Origin of the sequence: Paraburkholderia phymatum STM815 (genome assembly GCF_000020045.1) — a bacterium.
GTDB lineage: Bacteria > Pseudomonadota > Gammaproteobacteria > Burkholderiales > Burkholderiaceae > Paraburkholderia > Paraburkholderia phymatum.
On the sequence record NC_010623.1, the window covers coordinates 1563076 to 1587860 of the forward strand.

Below are 24785 nucleotides of genomic sequence, written 5' to 3' on the forward strand. Positions count from 1 at the left end.
GCGGCGCCGCGTGGCGAACAAACGCTTCCACGCCGGGGCGCTTGCAGCTTTCGATTGCGCCAATGAAAAAAGCCAGCCTTCGGCTTGCGCCTCTGGCTGGCTTCAGGGTACGGCTCGACGTCTCGAGCCGTAGGTCATGTTGTTCTATTAGAACTTGTGACGGATACCGAGGCTGACGATTTCCTGCGAGCTTGAGGCCGACTGGAAGCCATACGAACCGACGGAGGCAGTCGCCGTGGCCGTCCTCGTGCCGTCGATACGTTGCGTGCCATTTGCGTGCTGGTAAGCACCGATCAGGTAGAGGTCAGTGCGCTTCGACAGGTTGTAGTCGCCGCCCAGCGAAACCTGATGGTACGTAGCCGACGTGTCGCCAGCACCGTGCGTGTAGGTATAGCCCAGACCGATGAGCATGGCCGGCGTGAGCTGGTAACCCGCATAGCCGCCTGCGACGTGGTACTTCTCCTGCTCGTGGAAGGCCGAGAAGCCATCCGGCTTGTACTGCGCGAAGCTGTAACGGATGTTGAACGTGAACGGACCCGTCACGTATTGCGCAGCTGCCGACGTGATGTCGATCGACTTCGCTGACTGGTAGCCGCTGTTGATCGTCGATCCATCGAACGTGCCGTCCGAGGTGCCGCTCGCATTCCACGTGCCCGGGCCGACGCCGGCCGTCGCCGGGGTGAGGCCGCGGCTGGCCAGCGTATTGCCGTTTTCCATGCGGAAGTAGCCAGCTGCAACGCTGAAGGGACCACCTGCCCACGTCGCTGCACCTGCCCACGACTGGCCTGCGCCCGTCGAGCCTGCAACGCCGCCCAGTGCGTACATGCCTTCGAACTGGAAGCCACTCCATACCGGCGAGACGTACTTGATTGCGTTGTTCGTACGCGAGCTGTTGTCGTTGTTGTCAACGTCGCCCGGTGTCGTGAACGTGCTGCCGAAGTAGTTGTCAGCCGTCAGCGGCTGAACCAGGTCAACCAGCGGGTCGTACTGGCGACCCAGCGTAACCGTACCGTATGCGTCGTGCGTCAAGCCGACGTACGCCTGACGGCCAAACAGCTTCGTGCCCGTGCCGTACGAACCCATCTTGCCGTTGTTCGGGTTGAAGCCGCTTTCCAACTGGAAAATTGCCTTCAGGCCGCCGCCCAGGTCTTCCGTACCTTTCATGCCCCAGCGACTGCCTTGCAGATTGCCGGCAGCGAGGCCCCACAGATTCTTGTTGTTGCCACTGGCATCAACGGTGTTGTGCACAAACTGGATCGAGTCATCGATCAAGCCATAGAGCGTCACGCTGCTTTGTGCATGTGCTGCGCCTGCAGCGCCGAGCAATGCCAGCGAGAGGGTCGACAGTGCGATTCGTTTCATCCATTTCTCCACGCAGATGATTGATTTGTTGTTGCGAATCGGAGAATAGCGCAGTGTCTCTGAGTGTAAGAACTGAAAAAAATTAGGTGTATCGAAAAAGTGACAGCCCGGTAGAAGCCTTATATTGCAAGCTTGTCAACGATTGTTTCGCTTTCAGCAACATTCAATCTTTGACTAGGCATTATTGTTCTTTTTATGACAGTGATCCGCGGGATCGGTAAGTGCTACCCCGCTAATCGAATGGTTTATGTAAGCTAGTTGTCTAGTCGATTGGCCAAATTTCCGCTTCTATATAAAGAAGGCATAAACGCTGGAGCAAGTCGTCTTGACGCGGCGGGTAGACAGTGGCGGCCAGATATGGTCGGGCGGGCGCTTGTCCCATTGTAGCGGACGCTTAATGTGCGGACCGGTCGTCGGGCGGCGTTGTCGCGTCGTGGGGGCCGCTGCGGCGCCGGGCGAACGCGGCGACGGCCATCGCGGTGCCCGCTGCGACCAGCACCGAACTCCACGGATGCCGCCTGACATATTGGTCGGCGGAAGCGGCTTTGCGGCGCGCCTCGACCAGCGTGAGCGCGGCGGCGCGCGTCGCGTGCCTTTCAGCCTCGAGGACGGTCTTGCCGATCGTCACGGCCTTGCCGACGCCCGCGTCGTTCATCGCCATGACTTTCGCTGCCAACGATGCACGCGTCGCCGGCGGCACGCTCGCCATGCCGCCAGATGAAGGCGCGGGGCCGCGCTTCACATCGGCGGCGACCGTCGATGCCGCCAGCACCGAGGCCAGCATCGCGCGGCTTCCCGGCGGCGCGGCGCGCGCGAAGCCCCACGCGCCGCGCGGATCGTGCATGCGTCCCCGCGCCGCAGCGAATTCGGCGCCGAGCAGCAGCACCACAGCTGAGAAGTACAGCCACATCAGCAGCACGGCAAGCGAGCCCGCTGCGCCGAACGAGTTGGCCATGCCGGCATGCGCGAGATATAGCGCGAACAGCTTCTTGCCCGCAGAAAACAATGCGGCCGCGACCGTGCCGCCCACGAGCGCGTCGCGCCAGCGCACGGGCGCGTCGGGCAGGAACTTGAGCAGCGCGGCGAACGCGACCGCGAGCACCAGCCAGCCGACGCCCAGCTGCAGCAGGTTGCCGATGACCACATAGGGCGAGTTGCCCCAGATCCAGTTGCCAATGAAGGTGATCGCCGTGTCGAGCACGAGCGACACGATCAGCAGAAACGCGACGCCGAGCACGAGCCCGAACGAGATCAGCCGCACGCGTACCAGTGCGATGACGCTCGACGCTCGCGGCGCCACGGACGGCCAGACGATGTTGAGCGCGCTGTTCAGCGACGCGAAGGTCGCGGACGCGCCGATGGCGAGCAGCACAAACGAGATGATCGCCGCGATACCGCCCGCGCCCCCGCTGCGGTGCGCGTTCTGCACAATCGTGGTCACGGCGGCCGCTGCATCGTTTCCGAGCACAGCGTGCACCTGTCTGAAGAGTTCGCCGCGGGCGGCTTCGGCGCCGAAGAACCAGCCGGACACGGCGATCACCATCACGAGGGTCGGCGCGAGAGAGAATGCCGCATAGAACGCGATGCTCGCCGCCATCGCGGCGCAGCGGTTCTCGGAGAACTGCTTCATGGCATTGACGGCCCACGAAGCCTGCTTCTTCGCGACCGACTGCAACTTGTCGGCGGACAGAGAATCGAGTTCCATGACGATCCTTCATGACAAGGTAGGACCCGGCAGACGCGCGACGCGTCGCCTCGTGGATTCATCGCGCATCGGCGCGCTGACCGCATGCAACTGACAATCGTATTAGGCAAGCGTCATGCCCATCCGCCTGTGCGGATACACCAACCTCGAGCGAGCGGGCATGCGGCGTGCATGCGTGATGCTCCGCTCTGCTTACGGTTTGCAGGAAACGACGTATACTTTTTTTACCTCCCCACAAATAGAACGAGAGGCGATCATGTTGCAAATGTCCCGCCGCCAGTTTCTGAAGGTGACGGCGAGCACGCTAGCCGGATCGAGCCTGGCCCTGATGGGCTTCTCGCCGGAGCCCGCGCTCGCCGAGGTCCGGCAGTACAAGCTGGCTCGCACTACCGAAACGCGCAACACGTGTCCTTATTGCTCCGTCGGCTGCGGCATTCTGATGTACGGCCTCGGCGACGGCGCGAAGAACGCGACAGCCAGCATCATCCATATTGAAGGCGACCCCGATCATCCGGTCAATCGCGGCACGTTGTGTCCGAAGGGGGCGAGCCTCATCGACTTCATTCACAGCCCCAGCCGTCTGAAGTATCCCGAGTATCGCGCCGCCGGCTCCGATCAGTGGCAACGCATCTCGTGGGACGATGCGCTCGACCGTATCGCGAAGCTGATGAAGGAAGATCGCGACGCGAATTTCATCGAAAGCACGCCCGACGGCAAGAAGGTCAACCGCTGGCTGACCACGGGCATGCTCGCGGCGTCGGCGGGCAGCAACGAAGTTGGCTATCTGACGCACAAGACCGTGCGTTCGATGGGGATGCTTGCGTTCGACAATCAGGCGCGTGTCTGACATGGCCCGACGGTGGCAGGTCTTGCCCCGACGTTTGGCCGTGGAGCGATGACGAACCATTGGGTCGACATCAAGAACGCGGACGTGATTCTCGTCATGGGCGGCAATGCGGCCGAGGCGCACCCGTGCGGGTTCAAATGGGTCACTGAGGCAAAGGCGCACAACAAGGCGAAGCTGATGGTCGTCGATCCGCGTTTCACGCGCACGGCTTCCGTCGCGGACTTCTATGCGCCGATTCGCACGGGTACGGATATCGCGTTCCTGGGCGGCGTGATCAACTATCTGCTGACCAACGACAAGATCCAGCACGAGTATGTGAAGAACTACACGGATTTTCCGTTCATCGTCCGTGAAGACTTTGCGTTCAACGACGGCATCTATTCCGGCTACGACGCGAACGAGCACAAGTACGCAGACAAATCGACGTGGGATTACGAGCGTGGCGACGACGGTTTCGTGAAGGTCGACATGTCACTGCAGAATCCGCGCTGCGTGTACAACCTGCTGAAGCAGCACTATTCGCGCTACACGCCAGAGATGGTCGAGAAAACCTGCGGCACGCCGAAGGACAAGTTCCTGCACGTGTGCGAGACGCTGGCGAGCACCGCGACGCCTGGCCGCGCAGGCACGATTCTCTATGCGCTCGGCTGGACGCACCATTCGATCGGCGCGCAGATGATCCGCACGGGCGCGATGGTGCAGCTGCTGCTGGGTAACATCGGCATCGCGGGCGGCGGCATGAACGCATTGCGCGGGCACTCGAACATTCAGGGGCTCACGGACCTCGGTCTGATGTCGAATCTGCTGACGGGCTACATGACGCTTCCGAACGAACCCGAACAGGACTTCGACGGCTACATCCAGAAGCGCGCGTCGCAGCCGCTGCGGCCGAACCAGTTGAGCTACTGGAAGAACTACCGCGCGTTTTTCGTCAGCATGATGAAGTCGTGGTGGGGCGACGCGGCAACGGCGCAGAACAACTGGGGTTACGACTATCTGCCCAAGCTCGACAAGCCATACGATCTGCTGCAGGCCATCGAACTGATGAATCAGGGGAAGATGAATGGCTACATCTGCCAGGGCTTCAACCCGCTCGCGGCAGCGCCGAACAAAGGCAAGACGACCGTGGGCCTCGGCAAGCTCAAGTGGCTCGTCATCATGGACCCTCTGGCCACGGAAACCTCCGAGTTCTGGAAAAACCACGGCGAGTACAACGACGTCGATTCGTCGAAGATCCAGACGGAGGTGTTTCGTCTGCCTACTACATGCTTTGCGGAAGAACGCGGCTCGCTGGTCAGTTCGAGCCGTGTGCTGCAATGGCACTGGCAGGGCGTCGAAGCGCCGTTCGAAGCGCGCAGCGATCTCGAGATCATGTCGGGCCTCTTTCTGCGCATGCGCAAGGCCTATCAGGAGCAGGGCGGCAAGTATCCCGATCCGATCGTCAACCTGACGTGGCCGTACGCGCGTCCCGACAGCCCTACGCCCGAAGAGATCGCGATGGAGTACAACGGCCGCGCGCTCGCCGATCTGCCCGATCCGAAGGACGCCTCCAGGGTGCTGGTGAAGAAGGGCGATCAGCTGGCGGGCTTCGCGCAACTGAAGGACGACGGCACGACGGCGAGCGGCTGCTGGATCTTCTGCGGCGCGTGGACCCAGGCGGGCAACCAGATGGGGCGGCGCGACAACAGCGATCCGACGGGCATTGGTCAAACCTTGAACTGGGCATGGGCGTGGCCTGCGAACCGGCGCGTGCTGTACAACCGCGCATCGTGCGATCTGAACGGCAAACCGTTCGATCCGAAACGCAAGCTGATCGCATGGAACGGCGCAAGCTGGAGCGGTCCCGACATTCCTGACTTCAAGCTCGACGAAGCGCCGGAAAACGGCATGGGGCCCTTTATCATGAATCCGGAAGGCGTCGCGCGCTTCTTCGCGCGCGACGGTATGAACGAAGGACCGTTCCCCGAGCACTACGAACCGTTCGAAACGCCGCTCGGCTACAACACCTTCCATCCGGACAATCCGCAGGCGACCAGCAACCCCGCTGCGCGTGTGTTTCCCGATGATCGCAAGGCATTCGGCAAGGCGGCTGATTTCCCGCATACGGCGACCACCTATCGTCTGACGGAACACTTCCACTTCTGGACCAAGCATGCGCGCCTGAACGCGATCGTGCAGCCGCAGCAGTTCGTCGAGATCGGCGAGGATCTCGCGAAGCAGATCGGCGTGGTGGCAGGCGACCGCGTGAAAGTGTCGAGCAACCGCGGGCACATCATCGCCGTGGCTGTGGTCACGAAGCGGATCAAGCCGCTGACGATCGACGGCAAGAAGGTGCAGACCGTCGGCGTGCCGCTGCATTGGGGCTTCAAGGGGCTGACCAAGCCGGGCTACATCACCAACACGTTGACGCCTGTCGTGGCCGACGCGAATTCGCAGACACCGGAATTCAAGTCGTTCCTCGTGAAGGTCGAAAAGGCATAGGGAGGCGCCGTGGCATTTCAATCGCTGGACATCAAGCGTCTTTCCGCGACGACCGTGCAGCCCACGTCGGTGCGCGAGCCGGCGACGGGCACGGTCGCGAAGCTGATCGACGTGACCAAATGCATCGGCTGCAAGGCGTGTCAGACGGCATGCATGGAATGGAACGATTTGCGCGACGACATCGGCACCACGACGGGCATCTACGACAACCCGCGCGATCTCGACGAGCATTCGTGGACGGTGATGCGCTTCACGGAGTACGAGAACCCCAAAGGCGATCTCGAATGGCTGATCCGCAAGGACGGCTGCATGCACTGCGAAGATCCGGGCTGTCTGAAAGCGTGTCCGTCGCCGGGCGCGATCGTGCAGTACACGAACGGCATCGTCGACTTTCACGAAGAGAACTGCATCGGCTGCGGCTATTGCATTGCGGGTTGTCCGTTCAACATTCCGCGTCTGTCGAAAACGGATCATCGCGTGTACAAGTGCACGCTGTGCTCGGATCGCGTGGGCGTCGGTCAGGAGCCCGCGTGCGTGAAGACCTGTCCGACGGGCGCGATCGTGTTCGGCACCAAGGTCGACATGATCCAGCACGCGCAAGAGCGCATCGCCGATCTGAAGGAGCGCGGCTTCGAGAAGGCGGGACTGTACGATCCGCAGGGCGTCGGCGGCACGCACGTGATGTATGTGCTGCATCATGCGGACAAGCCGTCGCTGTATCACGGCTTGCCCGACGATCCGCACATCAGCCCGTTCGTGAAGTTGTGGAAGGGCGTCGCGAAGCCGCTCGCCGTTGCGGCGATGGCGATTACCGCGCTGGCGGGCTTCTTCCACTACACGCGCGTCGGCCCCAACGAAGTCAGCGAGGAAGACGAAGAAGCCGCCCGCAACGCCGCCCGCGACATTCGCGAACATCGCGAGAGCAAGCCCGAGGAGCCGGTCAAATGAGACATGATCCGCAAGAGAACACGGAGCTGATCGAGCGCTACACCCCGAACGAGCGCACGAATCACTGGATCACGGCGATCACGTTCGTTTTGCTCGCACTGTCGGGCCTCGCGATGTTTCATCCGTCGATGTTCTGGCTGTCCGCGCTGTTCGGCGGCGGGCAATGGACGCGCATTTTGCATCCATTCGTTGGCGTCGTGATGTTCGTGTCGTTCATGATTCTTGCGCTGCGCTTCTGGCACCACAACTATCTGGACGCCGACGACCGCCAGTGGCTGCGCCAGATGAACGACGTACTCGCGAACCGCGAAGACAGACTGCCCGAAGGGGGCCGCTACAACGCGGGGCAGAAGCTGCTGTTCTTCGTGCTCGTGCTGTGCCTGCTGCTGTTGTTGCCAAGCGGTATTGTCATCTGGCGCGCGTATTTCGCGTTCTATTTTCCGATCGAAGTCGTGCGCATTGCAGCCGTGATTCATGCGATCAGCGCGTTCGTGCTGATCTGCAGCATCATCGTGCACATCTATGCGGCGCTGTGGGTAAAAGGGTCCATTGGTGCGATGACGCGCGGCACAGTGACCTTGGGCTGGGCGCGCAAGCATCATCCGAAGTGGTTCCGCGAAAGCATCAAGTGACATGAGAGCTGCGCGCGCCGGGCGGCAGCGCGCGCAGCTCGCTGTTATCTGCTAGTGTTGACGCAATCCTTGTTCTGAATGTCAGGAACCTGAATTGGTGCAACGCATTCTGGATCCCGGCCAGATCGAGTCGCTCGATCAATCGGCCATTCCGCGCCTGCGCATGCCGGAGCGCGCGACTGTTTTCTCGACGCGCGCCGCGCGTCTTCGCCAGTTAGCGGGCGCGAGCCCTATCGGCGGCTATGTCAGGCTCATGGCTGCCCTCGCTGACGCGCAGCAGCAGACGCTCGCGCAGATCAGCGCGACGATGCCTCTAGCCGAATCCATCGCCCTGGCGCAACAACATTCGATGCCGCTTGCACCCGCGACTGCACCCGAACGCGACCCGCAGTGGCGCGATGTCTTGCAGCGGTTGCTCGATCGCGTGGAAGCGGCGGGCCAGGTGACGCCCGTGCTCGCAAGGGTGATTGACGGCTTGCGCGTGGCAAGCGAGCAGAAACTCGATGCGCTCGCCGATGCCATCGTCGCACTGCGCTTCAACGAAATCGAGCCAGCGTCCGCGCCATTCGTGATGGCCGCGCTGCAAGTGGTGTGGACCGACATCGCAAGCCGCATCGACCCGCGCGCCGTGCCGTATCTTGACACACCCGGCGCATGTCCCGTCTGTGGCGCGCCGCCCGTGGCGAGCATCGTGCGCGTCGGCGGGCAGTTCCAGGGCTATCGCTACCTGCAATGTGGACTGTGCTCGACGGAATGGCACGCTGTGCGCGTCAAATGCTCGAATTGCGATTCGACGAAAGGCATTGCGTATCACGGCATCGAAGGCGGCAGCGAAGCGCTCAAGGCCGAATCGTGCGACGAGTGCCGCACGTACCGCAAGATCGGCTATCAGGAGAAGGACTACGACTTCGAGCCGTTTGCGGACGATCTCGCGAGCCTCACGCTGGACCTGCTGATGAACGAAGCCGGCTATCGGCGCAGCAGTCCGAATCCGCTGTTGTGGCCAGAAGTGCCGTCGGACGAGTGAACCAACGTCGTGCAACCACGCGGGGGAATGCGAGCGTGAGCGAAGTGTCGGGCAACGAAACGGGCAAGGACGTGCGCGAGCTGCTGGCGCGCGTGCCGGCTGTCGAGCGGGTGCTGTCGTCGGTGGGCGCACAGCGTTTGATCGCCGAATACGGCCGCACGCAGGTCGTCGATGCGATTCGCGCAGCCGCCGATGCGCTGCGGCGCGAACTGCTGGCGCACGCTTCGTTCGACACATCGTTCAACTTTGAAGCGAAGCTCGTCGAGGACGCGGCGCGCGCGCTCGCTGCGCGTTCGCGGCCTCGCCTGCGCGCCGTGTTTAATCTGACGGGCACGGTGCTGCACACGAATCTCGGCCGTGCGCTGCTGCCCGACGATGCTGTGCGCGCGGTGATCGAAGCGCTCACGCGGCCGATGAACCTCGAGTTCGATCTCGCCACGGGTAGCCGCGGCGACCGCGACGATCTGATCGACGATCTCATCTGCGAGCTCACGGGCGCCGAGGCGGCGACCGTCGTGAACAACAACGCGGCCGCTGTGCTGCTGACGCTGTCGGCGCTCGCGTCGAAGAAGGAAGTGGTGGTGTCGCGCGGCGAACTCGTCGAGATCGGCGGTGCGTTTCGCATTCCCGACATCATGTCGCGCGCGGGCGCGAAGCTGCGCGAAATCGGCACGACGAACCGCACGCACCCGAAGGACTATGACGAGGCGATCAACCCGCGCACCGCCTTGCTGATGAAGGTTCATTGCAGCAACTACGCAATCGAAGGCTTTACGAAAAGCGTGTCCGTCGATGAAGTCGCGCGGCTCGCGCATGCGCGCCGCTTGCCGATGGCCGTCGATCTCGGCAGCGGTACGCTCGTCGACCTCGCACAGTTCGGCTTGCCCACCGAACCGACAGTGCGAGAGACCGTCGACGCAGGCGCCGATCTCGTCACGTTCAGCGGCGACAAGCTGTTGGGCGGGCCGCAGGCCGGTCTGATTGTCGGGCGCGCGGAGTTGATCCGCAAGATCAAGAAGCATCCGTTGAAGCGTGCGTTGCGCGTCGGCAAGCTGACGCTCGCGGCGCTCGAACCCGTTTTGCGGCTTTATCGCGCCCCTGAACTGCTGCGCGAACGGCTCACCACGTTGCGCCTGTTGACGCGTCCCGCCGCCGACATGCAGGCGCAGGCTGGGCGCGTGCAAACTGTGTTGCAGCACGCACTGGGCGACGCGTACAGCGTGACGGCGGAACCCATGATGAGCCAGATCGGTAGCGGGGCATTGCCCGTCGATCAATTGCCGAGCGTCGGCGTCGTGATTCGCAACGCCGCTGGCAAGCGCGGCGGCCGTGCATTGATGAAGCTCGAAGCAGCGCTGCGTGCGCTGCCGCGTCCCGTGATCGGACGCATGGCCGACGACGCACTGCGTCTCGATTTGCGCTGCCTGGAGACGGCCGACGAAGCCGCGTTCCTCGCACAATGCGCGGAGCTGCGCCTATGATCGTCGGCACGGCTGGCCATATCGACCACGGCAAGACGACGCTGGTTCGTGCGCTGACGGGCATCGACACCGACCGCCTGAAAGAAGAGAAGGCCCGCGGCATTTCGATCGAACTCGGCTATGCGTATGCGCCGCTCGCCAACGGCGACGTGCTTGGCATCATCGACGTACCCGGTCACGAAAAGCTCGTGCACACGATGGCGGCGGGCGCTTGCGGCATCGACTATGCGCTGCTCGTGATTGCCGCCGACGACGGCATCATGCCGCAAACGCGCGAGCATCTTTCGATCCTGCAACTGCTCGGCGTCACGCGCGGCGCGATTGCAATGACGAAGATCGATCGCGTGGATACAGCGCGAATCGCGCAGGTGCGCGAGGAAATTCGCGCGTGGCTTGCGCCGACGCCATTCGTTGACGCGCCCATCTTCGAAACGAACGCAACCGCTTCCGACGATTCCGGCGTTCGCGCTTTGTCTCGTCACTTGAATGACGTGGCTATCGCACGGCGCGCGCGGCGCGACGATGGGCTGTTCCGTCTGGCCGTCGATCGCGTGTTTACGCTGGCGGGGCAGGGCACGATCGTAACGGGCACGGTGTTCGCCGGACACGTGACCACGGGCGACACGTTGATGCTCGAACGGGGGCGGCAGGCAGTGCGCGTGCGCAGCATTCACGCGCAAAACCGCGCAGCCGATGCGGGCCGCGCCGGCCAGCGCTGCGCGTTGAATCTCGCGGGCATCGACAAGGACGCGGCTTCGCGCGGCGACTGGATCGTCGACGCGCGGCTTGCGAAGTCGAGCGAACGGCTCGACGTCGAACTGACGCTGCTCGCGGAGGTGGATATCACCTTGCAACACTGGGCGCCGCTGCATGTGCACATCGGTACGCTGCATCGCGTGGCGCATGTTGCGCTGCTCGATGGCGAAAGGCTCGCTGCGGGACATACGGCACGCGCGCAACTGGTGTTCGATGCACCCGTTTGCGCGCTGTCCGGGGACCGCTTTATCGTGCGCACTGCGCAGGCAACGCGCACGGTTGGCGGCGGGCGCGTGCTCGATCCGTTCGGGCCGCCGCGCAAGCGCAGAACCGCGGAACGGCGTGCCTGGCTCGATGCATTGCAGAGCTGGCTCGACGCTCGCCACCTGAGTCCGCTGCTCGAAGTAGCGCCGCGCGGCGTAGCGCGCTCGATGCTTATGCAACTGACGGGCCTGCCCGCCGATGCGTTGCCGCTGCCCGCCGATGTCGAAACGATTGCGCTGCACGGCAAGGATGCGGGCGATGCGATCGTCGTATTGCGCAAGCATTGGGCGCGTTTGCGATCGGGCGTGATTGCAGCACTCGATCAATATCACGCACGCTCGCCGGATGAACCCGGCCCGGATGCGTCGCGTTTGCGGCGTATTGCGGCGCCGCTGGTGCCGGACGCCATGTGGCGCGCGCTGATCGATTCGCTCGTCGTTGAAGGGACTGTTGCGAGGAGCGGGCCGTGGCTGCATTTGCCGGGACATTCGGTGTCGCTCGATTCGAACGAGCAGCGTATCGCCGCTGCTTTGCTGCCGCTGCTCGTGGCGGGCCGCTTCGATCCGCCGTGGGTGCGCGATCTCGCGAAGTCGACGGGGCAGCAGGACGAGGCCGTGCGTCAGGTGTTGCGCAAGCTCGCGCGACAGGGCAGCGTCTATCAGGTGGTTCGCGATCTGTTCTATGCGCGCGACGTGGTGCATGAACTCGCGCGGCTCGTCGCTGGCATCGCGAACGAGCAGGGCGGCGCGTTAGGCGCGTCGGCGTTTCGGGATGCGACCGGGTTGGGACGCAAGCGCGCGATTCAAATTCTCGAGTGCTTCGATCGCATCGGCTATACGCGGTTTCAACGTGACCTTCACTGGCTTAGGCCCGATTCGCAGTTGCATGAAGCGGTGGCGTGCGAAGCGGGTTCGTAAAGCTGGAAGGGGCGGTTGCGCGTGCAACGGATGACCATGCTGTGTTGTGCCCACTATAATCGGTTTCGATAAACGTATCGCTGAATTGACTCTTCAACGGAAGGCATTCGTATCTGGTGGTGCGGCTGGGCTTCAAACCCAGTAGGGGGCGTCAGCCGCTCCCTGATCGGTTCGACTCCGGTTGCCTTCCGCCCCCCTCCCCAGTTTGCTGAAAGACCCCGACGATATTTTTTGTGAAGTTCATCAATTAATGTCGCTTACGGCACGAATTGATTGTTTTGCGCGTCGCATCTGTTCGAATCTGGACTGGTTGCGAACACCAGTCCCGACTAGTTCTTGTCAGCGAGGCGCTAGGATAAGGATTTCAACCTCGTACAGACGGCGACGCTGACGCCGCTCGCGTTGCTTGTCGGGTTCAGCCTTTCGATGGCGGTCGGACGTTATGACCAGCGTAAAAATCTTGAGGAAGGCGAGTCCAATGCGATCGGAACGGAATTCGCGCGCGCTGATCTCGCCGCCCCTGCCCTGAGTGCGAAGTGAAAGGATGGTTTGATCCGTTATACGAAGTTGCGCCTGGCCGACTACCTGACTCGCGACAGGCAGGAACGTGCTACGTATCGGACGGGATGCGACGAACCTGCAGGCGCAACTGTGGGGGCTCGCCACGCAGGTTGCACAAGACAAGCCAACGCCAATCGGTGCACTCGTCGTAGCAGGGGTGAATGATGTGCTGAACTCGCAGGACTATTCGGAGGCAGCGCGAATCAATCACATGCCACTGGGCGCATGGATACTGATGATCCTCATTGCCGTGTTTGTCTGTGTGGTGCAGGACTATGGCACAAAAGGATCGTTACGAAGAGGTATGCATCATCAAGATGCCGATCTACTACACTTGGTATTGGATACACCTTAACCCCGGCATCGGCAGAATGGTCGCCAATTTTCGGTGACTGCTGCGCGCAGCCCTCCTTAGCCTCGCGGCTGGCCGCGAGCCCCACAGTTTTGATGGACCATCGCGGAGACCGACATGAAACCCCGGACCTTGTTCGTGACGCCAGAAACCTACCCGCGTGCGCTGAATGTCGTCGGCGAAAAAATCACGGTCCTCGCCAGCCATGCGGCTACGCAAGGCTACGAGGTCTTCCTGCAGCACGGCCCGGAAGGCAGTGGCCCGCCACCCCACACCCATGACTGGGACGAATCTTTCTACGTGATCAAAGGCAGCGTCGAAATCACTTACGACGGCACCACCTCCATCGCGACCGCCGGGTCGTTCATTCACGTCCCGGCCGGCACGATTCACAGCTTCCGCTGCGGCCCCGACGGTGTCGATATGCTGTCGATTACCAGCCACACCAGCCAGGCGGCGAACCTGTTCACAGCGATCGATAACGAAGTTACCGCGATGCCGCCCGACGTCTCAAAGCTGATCGAGATCGGAACTCGGTATGGCGCGTGCCTCGGCGCGTGACGGCTGCGGCGAGTCGGCTCCGGGCGGGCCGCCTGGGGAGAAGTCGGCCAAGAAGCGACCCTCGTCCGAGGCGTTGATCGGACATTCGCGTGACCGCGCCACTCCGCAAGCCGTCATTCGGTCGGCGAGGTCACCTCGCATCGTTTTGCCGTTTGCGTGCGCGCCTGTTGCATCATTGAAAGCGGGCGTCTATGTTGTCTCCGGCCGCATCCTCCACCAGTCGCCTCTGCCAGCCAAAGCGGAGGCACATTCTTCGCGCATGTCATCGAGCCGAAAAGCACGCCAGGACGGTTCACGCTCCGTCACGCGCGGCCGGAACGTGTCCCGGCGAGATGCGTTGTGACGAAGGCATCCCATCAACTGCCTCCTCCCCAACATTCTCCACTAACGCATCTTTGAATTGCTCTCTTGCCATTCGCACCGATGCGACCGCAAAAAATGTCGGCTCACCAACCCGATCCAAGCGCAAGCGCGTACGTGCGAGCCGATTCTGAGAGACGGTAGCTCGCCGTGACACCGACGAAGCTCACGTCGAGGATCGACTTTTCGACCAGTTGCGCGATGCAGTCGAGCGCGGTCGTGCGGTCGACAGTGTCGTCGCAAACGACGGAGTACACGGAATCCAGCGTGAACGCATGGTTAAACCGTGCGATGCGAAGAAAGACCGCCTGTTCGCTGTGCGTGAGCCGCAGGAAACTCCAGTCAAATGCGGCGCGCAATGTTCGGTGTCGCGGCTGCGCCGTGCGATAACCATCTGCGAGAAGCAGAAAGCGTTCCTCGAGACGCTGGCGCACCCCTTCGAGACCGAACACGGCCGCACGCCCGGCGGCGAGCTCGATCGCGAGAGGAAGCCCGTCGAGACGGCGACAGATTTCAGCGACGAGCCTGAGCTCATGCTCGTCGCGGACACGCACGCCACATCGGCTCGCGCGCTCCAGGAACAACCCGACGGCAGGCGACTGGATCGGCCTGTCGCGGCACGGCTCGTCTGCCGGTAGCGCGAGCGGTTCCACGCGGAACACGGTCTCGGGCGCGATGCGAAGGCGCTCGCGGCTCGTCAGCAGCACGCGCAAGCCATGCCATTTGCCGATGAGCCGTTCCACCAGGTCAGCCACCTCGTCGATCATATGCTCTGCATTGTCCAGTACGAGCAGTGTGCCGGCGGGCGGCGAGGGCGCTGCCCCGATCTGCGAGACGGCCGCCAGCGATCCCGCTTCCTCGAGATCGATGAATACGACATCTGACGCGCCGGCGGCGGCCGTGCGGTGCGCATGTTCAATGGCGAGGCTCGTCTTGCCGACGCCGCCCGGTCCCGTCAGCGTGACTACGCGGCTGAGCGCAAAGCGGCCCTCGATTTCGTCGAGCGCCGCGTCGCGACCGAGCAGCCTTCTTCTGCCCGGCAATGGATGCCTCGACGCGGCCATTGCCTCCGCGTTGCGGGAGAGCGGCGCATGCAGTTCAGCCGGTGCGTCGCATCCGGGCTCCGCTGCCACGCCGTCGAACGCCTTGAAGCGATAGCCTCGCCCCGGTACGGTGTCGATCAGTTGGCGATGGTCGCCGAGCGCTTTACGGACCGCGCTCAGATGCACATGGATGTTGCTTTCTTCGACAAACAGGCCCGGCCATACGGTCTCCATGAGTTCGTCCTTGGACACGATGCGCCCGGCTGCAAGCACGATCGCCGATAGAATGTCGAACGCACGCGAGCCTAGAGGCACTTCGTGCCCCGCCTTGCACAGCGCACGCTTGCCGAGGTCCAGTTCGAATTCCCCCAGCGCGACGACGGAAGGCTCGGGGGTGCTTCGATACGGCAGCGTACCTGGCTGTTCCATGACCGGGTTCATAGGCATCATCTGACAGAGAGTGAATGGGTCCCACGTGCCCGCGCAGATCGGCGCGTGTGAATTTCACACTGTCATCTTATGAAGCGGCGGTTATGCGGAGGGTTGAGATTCCGTTAACGTTCGTTAATCTGCGCGACCGGATGCCGCCGAGTCCCGCTGGCAAAGGGCGGCACGCAGCGACGCGCGCCTTGATTAAGAAAATTTAATGCGGGGTTGCCGCTGCATCTGTTCCGTCGAGGCGATAATGAAAGGTCAGCGCGACGGTGCACAATTTCGCCCGACCTGCACACGTCAGCGGCCATCTTGTCAGGGCGCACACGGCGCGTGACTGACGGGCCGCGAGTCTAGAAATGAAAATTCTCCTGGTCGAAGACAATCAGCAGGTAGCGGGCTTTCTGAAGAAAGGCCTGCTCGAAACCGGTCACGTCGTCGATTGGGCCGACAATGGCCGCGACGGCATGGCGCTCGCGATCGGTGAAACCTACGACGCGATCGTGCTCGACCGCATGCTGCCCGGCGGTATCGACGGACTCAGCATCGTGGCGGCGCTGCGCGCGTCAGGCAACAAGGTGCCCGTGCTGATCCTCAGCGCGCTCGACGAAGTCGACGAACGCATTCGCGGGCTTAAGGCCGGCGGCGACGATTATGTCGTCAAGCCGTTTTCGTTCGGCGAAGTCGTCGCGCGGCTGGAGGCGCTCGCGCGGCGTTCACAGGACAACAACTTCGAGACGACGCTCAAGGTCGCCGATCTCTGCATCGACCTGCTGTCGCGCAAGGTGATGCGCGCGGGCAAAGCAATCGTGCTCAAGCCGCGCGAATTCAAGCTGCTCGAATATCTGATGCGCCACGCGGAGCAGGTCGTCACGCGCACGATGCTGCTCGAAAACATCTGGGAATACAATTTCGATCCGCAAACGAACGTCATCGACGTGCACGTGAGCAAGCTGCGCCAGAAGATCGACATTGGCTTCGAGCGCTCGCTGCTGCGGACCATCCGCAACGCGGGCTACATGCTCACTGCCGCTGCCTGACCCAGGGCGTCTCGCGAGAAACGAACCATGATGCTGACAGGCTACGACAGAACGACATTGAGCGACGATGGTCAGTTCGTGCTGTCGCGCCTGACGAGCCAGGTGGCGTCAGGCAGCTGGCTGACGGTCACGTTGTCGGCATCGCAGCCGCAGCCGGAAAGCCACGAGCGTCTGGAACACGCGTATCAGCTTCGCGGCATGCTCGACGGCGCGCATGTCGCGCGGCCTCACGCGCTGCTGCGCGACGAGCGCAACGCGACGCTCGTGCTCGATGATCCGGGCGGCAAATCGCTGAGCATCGCGCAAGCGGGGCCGCTGCCCGTCGGCCGGTTTCTGATCTTGTCCGTCAATCTCGCGTCGGCGCTGCACTCGCTGCACAGCCGCGGCGTCACGCACAACGACATCAGGCCAGGTAACATTCTTGTCGACGATGCGACGCATGCCGTCGCGCTCACGGGTCTCGGCCTCGTCTCAAGCGCGCCGCGCGAGCGTCCGCGCGACGGCCCGCCCGCGATCGCCGTCGAAGCGCTCCCCTATCTGTCGCCCGAACGCACCGGGCTGATGAACCGCTGGTCCGACTCGCGTGCCGATCTGTACTCGCTCGGCGTCGTGCTGTACGAAATGCTGACGGGGCAGTTGCCGTATCGGGCGGCTTCGCCCGCGGAATGGCTGCATTGTCATACGGCGCAAGTGCCCGTTCCGGTGGCCGAATGCATGGACGGCGTGCCCGCGCAACTGGCCGCTATCGTTGAGCGCCTGCTGTCGAAAGACGCCACGCAGCGCTATCAGACGGCAGCAGGACTCGAACACGATCTGCGGCGCTGTCTCGACGCATGGCGCAACGCGGGCAACATCGAGCCGTTTGCGCCGGGTGCCGCCGATGCGCCCGATCAGCTGCAGCGGCCGTTTCGCCTCTATGGACGCGAGAAGCAGCAGCACACGCTCGAAGCCGCGCTGGAGCGTGTCGTGCAGAGCGGCGAGACGGGCGTGGCGCTGGTGTCGGGCTATTCGGGCATCGGCAAATCGACGCTCGTGAGCGGGCTGCGTATGAGGCCTGCTGCGTCGCGGGGACGGTTCGCGTCGGGCAAGTTCGAGCGCTATAAGCGCGACATTCCCTACGCGACGCTCGCGCAGGCGTTCCAGACACTGATCCGCCAGTTGATCGACGACGGCACGCTCACAAACGCGGATCTGCACGCGGACCTGCGCCTGCGCCTGTACGATGCGCTGGGCGCGAACGGCCAGCTGATCGTCAGCCTGATTCCCGAACTGGAGGCGATCGTCGGGCCGCAGCCGCCTGTTCCCGAACTCGCGCCGCAGGAAGCGCGCACGCGCTTTCTCACCGTCTTTGCGCGCTTCATCGCTGCGTTCGCGGGCGACGGGCAGCCGCTCGTGCTGTTTCTCGACGACCTGCAATGGAGCGACGCGGGCACGTTCAGCCTGCTCGAACAGCTGTGCGGGTCGAGCGTGCGCAACGTGCTCGTGGTCGGCGCGTATCGCGACAACGAAGTGGGCGTCACGCATCCGCTCAGACGCACGACGGATGTGATCCGGCAGACAGGCACGCGCGTCGAGGAAATCATGCTGGCGCCGTTGCAACTCGACGACGTCTCGCATCTGATCGGCGACACCCTCAAGACGACGCAGCCCGAACTGGAGGGCTTGAGCCGTCTGGTGTTCGAACGGACGGGCGGCAATCCGTTCTACGTCGTGCAGTTCCTGCAATTTCTCGCCGACGAACGGTTGCTCGCGTTCGACCTGGAACGTCGCATCTGGACGTGGGACAACGAGCGGCTGCACGAAGCGCGTTTCGCGGACAGCATCGTCGATCTGATGGTCGGCAAGATCGAACGGTTGCCGCGCGGCACGCAGGCGTTGCTCGAGCAGTTTGCGTGTCTGGGCGGCCGCGCGACGTCGCCGCTGCTGTCGCGCATCAGCGGCATGGACGAGGCGGACGTGGCCGCGACGCTCGCCGATGGCGTCGAGGCCGGGCTGCTGTATCGCAGCCGCGAAGGCTATGCGTTCGTGCACGACCGCGTGCACGAGGCGACGTATGAACTGATCGCGCCGCTGCAACGTGCGCAGGCGCATCTGCGGATCGGCCGGATTCTCGCGGCGCAGCCGGCGACGGACGAAGCGCGCAACATCTTCGAGATCGTCAACCAGTACAACCGCGTGATCGATCTGCTCGACGATCACGGCGAACGCGCGCGCGTGGTCGATTTCAACCTGGAGGCGGGGCAGCGCGCACGCGCGTCGTCGGCGTATGGCTCGGCGCTCGCGTATCTCACGACGGGCAGCGAACTGCTTGGCGAGAGCGGCTGGGACACGGACTATGCGCGCAAATTCCAGCTGGAAAGCCAGCGCGCCGAATGCGAGTTTCTGACGGGCGATACGGGAAGCAGCAAGCGACGGCTCTCGATGCTCGATGGGCGCACGCGCACGCTGGCCGACCGTGCGGCCGTCACGTTTCTGCGCGTCACGCTGTACACGGCGCTCGATCAGATGAACCTGGCGGTGCAGACCTGTCTCGACTATCTGCGACATGTCGGCATCAACTGGAATCCGCATCCGGGCCGCGACGCGGCGCGCGAGGAATACGACACGCTGCTGCAGGGCATCGGCGGCGCGCCGATTGAAACGCTGGTCGATCTGCCCTTGCTATCGGACGCCGACCTTGCCGCGACGATGAACGTATTGACGGCCGTGCTGCCGCCTGCGTTCTTCAGCGACGAAAACCTCGTGTGCCTCGTGTTGTGCCGGATGGCGAACCTGAGTCTGCGGTACGGCAACAGCGATGCGTCGGCGCTCGGTTATGCGTATCTCGGCATGGTTGCCGGTCCGCTGTTCGACGACTATGACGCGGGCTACCGCTTCGGCCAGCTCGGCCTCGCGCTCGTCGACAGGCGCGGGCTGGACCGCTTCAAGGCACGCGTCTACATGTGCTTCGCGTATCACGTCACGCCATGGACGCGCCCGATCCGTACCGGCTTGCCCTTGCTGCGCCGCGCATTCGAAGTCGCGAGCGAAGGCGGCGATCTGACCTACATCGGCTTTAGCAGTTGCTGCACGGTCACGACGCTGATCGCCGCAGGCGAGCCGCTCGCGGAGGTCGAGCAGGAGGCGCAGCGCCGTCTGCAGATCGTCCAGGCCGCGAAGTTCGGCCTGATCGTCGACATCATCACGGCGCAGCTTTCGCTAATTCGCTCGTTGCGCGGCAACCTCGATGCGAACGACACACTTCCCGGCCCATTCGACGATGCCGTGTTCGAGCAGCGTCTCGACGGCGATCCGGGTCTCGCGATCGCGGCCTGCTGGTACTGGATCCGCAAGCTGCAGGCACGCTATCTGGCTGGCGATATCGCAACCGCCATGCATGCGGAAGGCAAGGCGTCGCCGTTGCTCTGGACGTCGGCTGGGCACTTCGAAATCGCCGAATACCAGTTCTTTGCAGGGCTCGCGCGCGCAAGCTGGCATGACGGTGCGCCGGAAGCCGCCAAAGGGGAGAACCTTGACAGGCTCGCCGCGCATCAACGGCAGCTTGCGATGTGGGCGCAGCACTGCCCGAGCAACTTCAGCAGCCGCGCGGCGCTGATGAGCGGCGAAGTCGCACGCATCACCGGGCGCGAATTCGAAGCGATGAATTGCTACGAGGAAGCGATCCGTCTCGCGCACAAACATGCTTTTCCGCACGACGAAGCGCTTGCGCATGAGATTGCCGCGAAGTTCTATCTGGCACGCGGGTTTGCGACGACGGCGGCTGCGTATGTTCGCAACGCGCGCAGCGCGTGGCTGCGGTGGGGCGCGATTGCGCGCGTGGAGTCGCTCGACGGGCGTTACGCGGAGTTGCTGCGCGAACCCGTGGAGCAGGCGCCGACGCCTGGCGTCGTCGCCGAACATATCGACGTCGAGACGGTGTTGAAAGCGTCGCAGGCGATCTCGGGCGAACTGATTCCCGAGCGCCTGATGCGCACGCTCATGACCATCATGCTCGAGCATGCGGGCGCGCGGCGGGCGTTGCTCGTGCTGCCGCGCGCCGATGCGCTGTGGATCGAGGCGATGGCGGCGGCGGCGCGCGACGGTACGCAAGTGCGCATCGACAGCAGGCCGGTGAGTGCACACGATCTGTCGCGCGCTGTGTTGCACGAAAGTATCCGCACGCGGTGTCCCGTGCTGATCGACGATGCGTCGTCCGACGAAGTGTATGCGAACGACGAGTATTTCCCCGCCAATGGTTCGCGCTCGGTGCTGTCACTGCCGCTCGTCAAGCAGTCGAAGCTGATCGGCGTGCTGTACCTGGAAAATGAACTTGCGCCCGGCGTCTTCACACCGGCGCGGCTCGCCGTGCTCAGGCTGCTGGCGTCGCAAGCGGCGGTGTCGCTGGAAAATGCGTCGCTCGAAGAGAAGCAGGCCTTGCTCGCCGAAAAAGATGCGCTGCTGCATGAAGTGCATCACCGCGTGAAGAACAATCTGCAACTGATCAGCAGCCTGCTGAATCTGCAAGCGGAGCGCGTGACGGACAAGGCCGTTGCCGAACTGTTCGCCGACAGCCGCAACCGCGTGCGCTCGATGGCGATGGTGCACGAGAATCTCTACCGCGCCGGCAACTTCGCGCGCATTGCGATGACCACGCACGTAAAGACCTTGTGCGGCCATCTTGCGCGCGCCTACGACATGGGGCGGCTCGGCGTGGACTTGCAGATCGACGTCGACGACATTCAGCTCGACATGAACCGCGCGGTGTCGTGCGGTCTGGTTATCAACGAACTGGTGTCGAATGCGCTCAAGCACGCGTTCCCGGATCAGCGCGGCGGCGTGCTCAAGGTCGAACTCAAGGCGCTCGACGACGGATGCTGCGCACTGATCGTCGCCGACGACGGCGTCGGCCTCGCGCCCGGTTTTTCTCTCGAACGCGACGAGACGCTCGGCTTGCGCCTCGTTCACGACCTCGTGCAGCAATTGCGCGGCCGCGTGCACACCGGCCGGCAGCCCGGCACGAGTTTCACCATTCACTTCAATGCAGCCGAACGTTGACGGCCACACGCCATGACCAGCGCGCAAATCTTGATCGTCGAGGATGACCGCATCGTTGCACGCGATATCGCGCAACAGATGGCACGCGCGGGTTATGTCGTGATCGGCAGCGCGGGCAGCGGCGAGGAAGCGCTCGCGCTGGTCGATACGCTGCCAGCGGACGGCAAGCCGGATCTGGTGCTGATGGACGTGCGGCTCGAAGGCGAGCTGGACGGCATCGACACGGCGCGGCGCATCCGCCAAGCGCGCGACATCCCCGTCGTGTTCCTGACCGCCTATGCGGATGAAGAAACGATCCGCCGCGCGACGGCTGCCGAACCGTATGGTTACGTGCTCAAGCCGTTCGACGACACGCAGTTGCGCACTGTCGTCGAAATGGCGCTCTACAAGCACGGCGCGGAGCGACGTCTGCGCGAGAGCGAGCAGCGCTATGCGATCACGCTGTCGAGCATCGGCGATGGCGTGCTGTCGACGGACGCCGACGGCTTTGTCACCTTCGTCAATCCCGCCGGCGAGGCGCTGACAGGCTGGTCGCGCAGCGAAGCGACGGGACGGCGGCTGCGTGAGGTTTTCCGTCTGCACGACGAGCATACGCGCGTGCTGATCGACGACCCGACGGCGGCCGTGATGCAATCCGCGAGCGACGGCGGGCTGCCCGCGCGCGCCATTCTGCGCGTGCGCGATGGCAGCGACCTTCCCGTCGAATGCACGGGCACGCCCATGACGGACGAACGCGGCGCGCGCCAGGGCATCGTGATCGTATTTCGCGACGTGACGCAAAAGCGCCGGGCGCAGGAAGCGGAAATTCTCCGCGAGACCAATGCGCGGCTCGAAATGGCGATGTACGGCTCGAATGTCGGCGTGTGGGAAATCGACATGCCCGAGGGCGATTACAAGCGCGGCTTCGCGCGCTACTCGAACATCTACGAGTGGCTTGGCTTCGACACGCCGCATGCGCGGCTCGATTACGAAGCGTATATGAGCGTGCTGCATCCCGATCATCGCGACAGCACCGATCGTGCGGTCGCATCGTTTCTCGAAAGCGGCGACGGCGTGTTCGAGCTGGAGAACCGGCTGCGGCATCGCGACGGCACGGACCGCTGGGTGCTGGTGCGTGGCACCGCGCGCCGCGACGCGACGGGCAAGCCGGTGCGCTTCGTCGGCAGTCTGGTCGACATCACGCAGTTGAAAGTGACCGAGCAGGCGCTGCGCGCGAGCGAAGAGCGCTTTCGCGGCACCTTCGAAAACGCCGCGGTCGGCGTCGCGCATTGCGATCTCGATGGCTGCTTTCTGCGTGTGAATCATCGGTCGGGCGAGATCGTCGGCTGGCCGCGAGGCGCATTGCAACAGCGGCGGCTGCACGAGCTGATTCATCATGATTTCATCGCGGCGAGCATTGACCGGTTCCGTCTGCTGACGGAGGGCAAGCTCGAACATTATTCGGAGGAAGTTCCGCTCGTCAGGGTCGACGGCTCGCGGGTGTGGGTGACGTTGTCGGTGGCGCTTCAGCACGACGCGTCAGGACAGACGAGCCACGTCATCGTCATCATTCAGGACATCTCCGCACGCAAGGCGTTGGAAGATACCGTGCGCGTTGCGAAAGAGGCGGCGGAAGCGGCCAACCGCGCGAAGGACCAGTTCCTCGCGAACATCAGCCATGAGCTGCGCACGCCGCTCAACGGCATTCTCGGCTATGCGCAGATGCTACAGCGCGACGCGCGGCTCGATGCGCGCCAGCTGGCGAGCGTCGGCGTGATCGAGCAGAGCGGGCAGCATCTGCTGACGCTGATCAACGATATTCTCGACTTCGCGCGTCTCGGCGCGGGCAAACTGGAACTGCAGGTCGGCGAAGTGTCGCTGCGCGGCTTTCTCGAGACGATCGCGGAAATCGTCGCGGTGCGCGCCCAGCAAAAGCGCCTCGTGCTGAACTATGTGGCTGCGCCGGATCTGCCTGCCGTGGTCCGCGTCGATGAGCGCCGGCTACGACAGGTGCTGCTCAATCTGCTCGCGAATGCCGTCAAGTTCACAGACCGCGGCGAGGTCACGCTGTCTGTCAGCCGAGGCGCGGCGGGGCGCGTGCGCTTCGAGGTGCGCGATACCGGCATCGGCGTGAGCGCCGACCGGCTGGAAGCGATCTTTCAGCCGTTTGAACAGGCGGGCGATCACACGCGGCGCAGCGGCGGCGCGGGGCTGGGTCTCGCCATCAGCCGGCAACTCGTCCGCATGATGGGAGGCGAGATCGAAGTCACGAGTTCGGCGGGCGAGGGCAGCGTGTTCGGTTTCGAACTGGACGCGCCCGCGTCGACGGCGGGACTGGGCGAATGCGCGCCGCGTCTTCAGGCGGGCAGCCTTGACGGGGCGCGCCGGGTCATTCTGGTGGTCGACGATGTCCCCGCGAACCGTGCGCTGCTGGCGGAAGTGCTGGGACGGGCGGGCTTTCATGTGATCGAAAGCGGCGACGGGCGCGATGCGCTCGACAAGGCTGCCGCGTGCGCGCCCGAGCTGATCGTTCTCGACACGGTGATGCCCTTGATGGGCGGCATAGAAACGCTGCAGCATCTGCGCCGTTCGCAAGCGCTGGCGGCGACACCTGTCATCGTCGTATCCGCCGACGCCTCGCAACAGAACGCGCGCGCGAACATCGAGGCCGGCGCAAACGTGTTCCTCGAAAAGCCGCTCGATCTCGACCGCCTGTTGCGCTCGATCGCCATGCTGCTCGGCATGGACACACAGCAGGCAGCCGACCCATCGTGCGAAGCAGACCGGCCGATGATCGTGCCGCCGCGCGAGGATATGACGGCGCTGCACCGCTATGCGCTGCTCGGCTCAATGCGCGACATCAACCGGCACGCCGACCGTCTTGCAACCTTGCATGAAAAGTACGAACCGTTCGCCGCGCGTTTGCGGCAACTCGCCATGACCTACGAATCACAGGCTCTGCTTTCGTTGATCGAACATCACCTGAACAGCGAAGGGACATGA

At 63.6% G+C, this 24785-nt stretch carries 13 protein-coding genes, 1 tRNA gene and 1 pseudogene; 12 read left to right on the forward strand and 3 right to left on the reverse strand.

The genetic code is table 11. From position 1 onward, the window contains the following. Window positions 1–147 precede the first annotated feature (147 nt). On the reverse strand, window positions 148–1362 hold the full coding sequence (locus BPHY_RS22705) for a porin (RefSeq protein ID WP_012403800.1): 1215 nt from the start codon (window positions 1360–1362) through the stop codon (window positions 148–150). 394 nt (window positions 1363–1756) lie between these two features. Further along, window positions 1757–3067 (reverse strand): YihY/virulence factor BrkB family protein, encoded by a 1311-nt coding sequence (locus BPHY_RS22710; protein ID WP_012403801.1) that lies wholly within the window; start codon window positions 3065–3067, stop codon window positions 1757–1759. A 256-nt stretch (window positions 3068–3323) separates the two neighbouring features. Here BPHY_RS22710 and fdnG point away from each other — a divergent pair, with 256 nt between their 5' ends. The 9 genes and pseudogenes from fdnG to BPHY_RS22755 all read left to right on the forward strand — a co-directional run bounded on the left by fdnG (window position 3324) and on the right by BPHY_RS22755 (window position 13894). Beyond that, the gene (gene fdnG / locus BPHY_RS22720; RefSeq protein WP_157686671.1) at window positions 3324–6395 is read left to right on the forward strand and encodes a formate dehydrogenase-N subunit alpha; all 3072 of its coding nucleotides are present in this window, start codon (window positions 3324–3326) and stop codon (window positions 6393–6395) included. Between the two features lie 9 nt (window positions 6396–6404). Then, window positions 6405–7343 carry a formate dehydrogenase subunit beta gene (gene fdxH / locus BPHY_RS22725; RefSeq protein ID WP_012403804.1) on the forward strand — a complete coding sequence of 313 codons (939 nt, stop codon included), beginning with the start codon at window positions 6405–6407 and terminating at the stop codon, window positions 7341–7343. Continuing rightward, the gene (locus BPHY_RS22730) at window positions 7340–7975 is read left to right on the forward strand and encodes a formate dehydrogenase subunit gamma (protein ID WP_012403805.1); all 636 of its coding nucleotides are present in this window, start codon (window positions 7340–7342) and stop codon (window positions 7973–7975) included. Before fdxH ends, BPHY_RS22730 begins: the two co-directional genes overlap by 4 nt. Before the next feature lie 94 nt (window positions 7976–8069). Beyond that, window positions 8070–9002, forward strand: a complete 933-nt coding sequence (gene fdhE, locus BPHY_RS22735) for a formate dehydrogenase accessory protein FdhE (RefSeq protein ID WP_012403806.1) — start codon at window positions 8070–8072, stop codon at window positions 9000–9002. 35 nt (window positions 9003–9037) lie between these two features. After that, entirely contained in the window at window positions 9038–10483 is a 1446-nt protein-coding gene (gene selA, locus BPHY_RS22740) for an L-seryl-tRNA(Sec) selenium transferase (protein ID WP_041765261.1), read from the forward strand. Then, window positions 10480–12420 (forward strand): selenocysteine-specific translation elongation factor, encoded by a 1941-nt coding sequence (gene selB / locus BPHY_RS22745; protein ID WP_012403808.1) that lies wholly within the window; start codon window positions 10480–10482, stop codon window positions 12418–12420. Before selA ends, selB begins: the two co-directional genes overlap by 4 nt. Window positions 12421–12518: 98 nt before the next feature. Then, window positions 12519–12611, forward strand: a tRNA-Sec gene (locus BPHY_RS41855). Window positions 12612–12777: 166 nt separating this feature from the next. Next, a pseudogene (locus BPHY_RS44245) lies at window positions 12778–13288 on the forward strand (hypothetical protein); the annotation flags it as partial. Window positions 13289–13450: 162 nt separating this feature from the next. Beyond that, a complete protein-coding gene (locus BPHY_RS22755; RefSeq protein ID WP_012403809.1) occupies window positions 13451–13894 on the forward strand; it encodes a cupin domain-containing protein in 444 nt (147 codons plus the stop codon). Window positions 13895–14340: 446 nt separating this feature from the next. Here BPHY_RS22755 and BPHY_RS22760 read toward each other — a convergent pair whose 3' ends face one another. Next, a complete protein-coding gene (locus tag BPHY_RS22760) occupies window positions 14341–15726 on the reverse strand; it encodes an ATP-binding protein (RefSeq protein ID WP_244257704.1) in 1386 nt (461 codons plus the stop codon). Between the two features lie 362 nt (window positions 15727–16088). Here BPHY_RS22760 and BPHY_RS22765 point away from each other — a divergent pair, with 362 nt between their 5' ends. The 3 genes from BPHY_RS22765 to BPHY_RS22775 are packed head-to-tail and all read left to right on the forward strand — an operon-like array spanning window position 16089 to window position 24785. Next, window positions 16089–16769: a response regulator transcription factor gene (locus BPHY_RS22765; protein ID WP_012403811.1), complete on the forward strand. Its 681-nt coding sequence runs from the start codon at window positions 16089–16091 to the stop codon at window positions 16767–16769. Window positions 16770–16796: 27 nt separating this feature from the next. Further along, window positions 16797–21803, forward strand: coding sequence for an AAA family ATPase (locus BPHY_RS22770; protein ID WP_012403812.1), 5007 nt, complete (start codon window positions 16797–16799; stop codon window positions 21801–21803). 12 nt (window positions 21804–21815) lie between these two features. Continuing rightward, a complete protein-coding gene (locus BPHY_RS22775; protein ID WP_012403813.1) occupies window positions 21816–24785 on the forward strand; it encodes a PAS domain S-box protein in 2970 nt (989 codons plus the stop codon).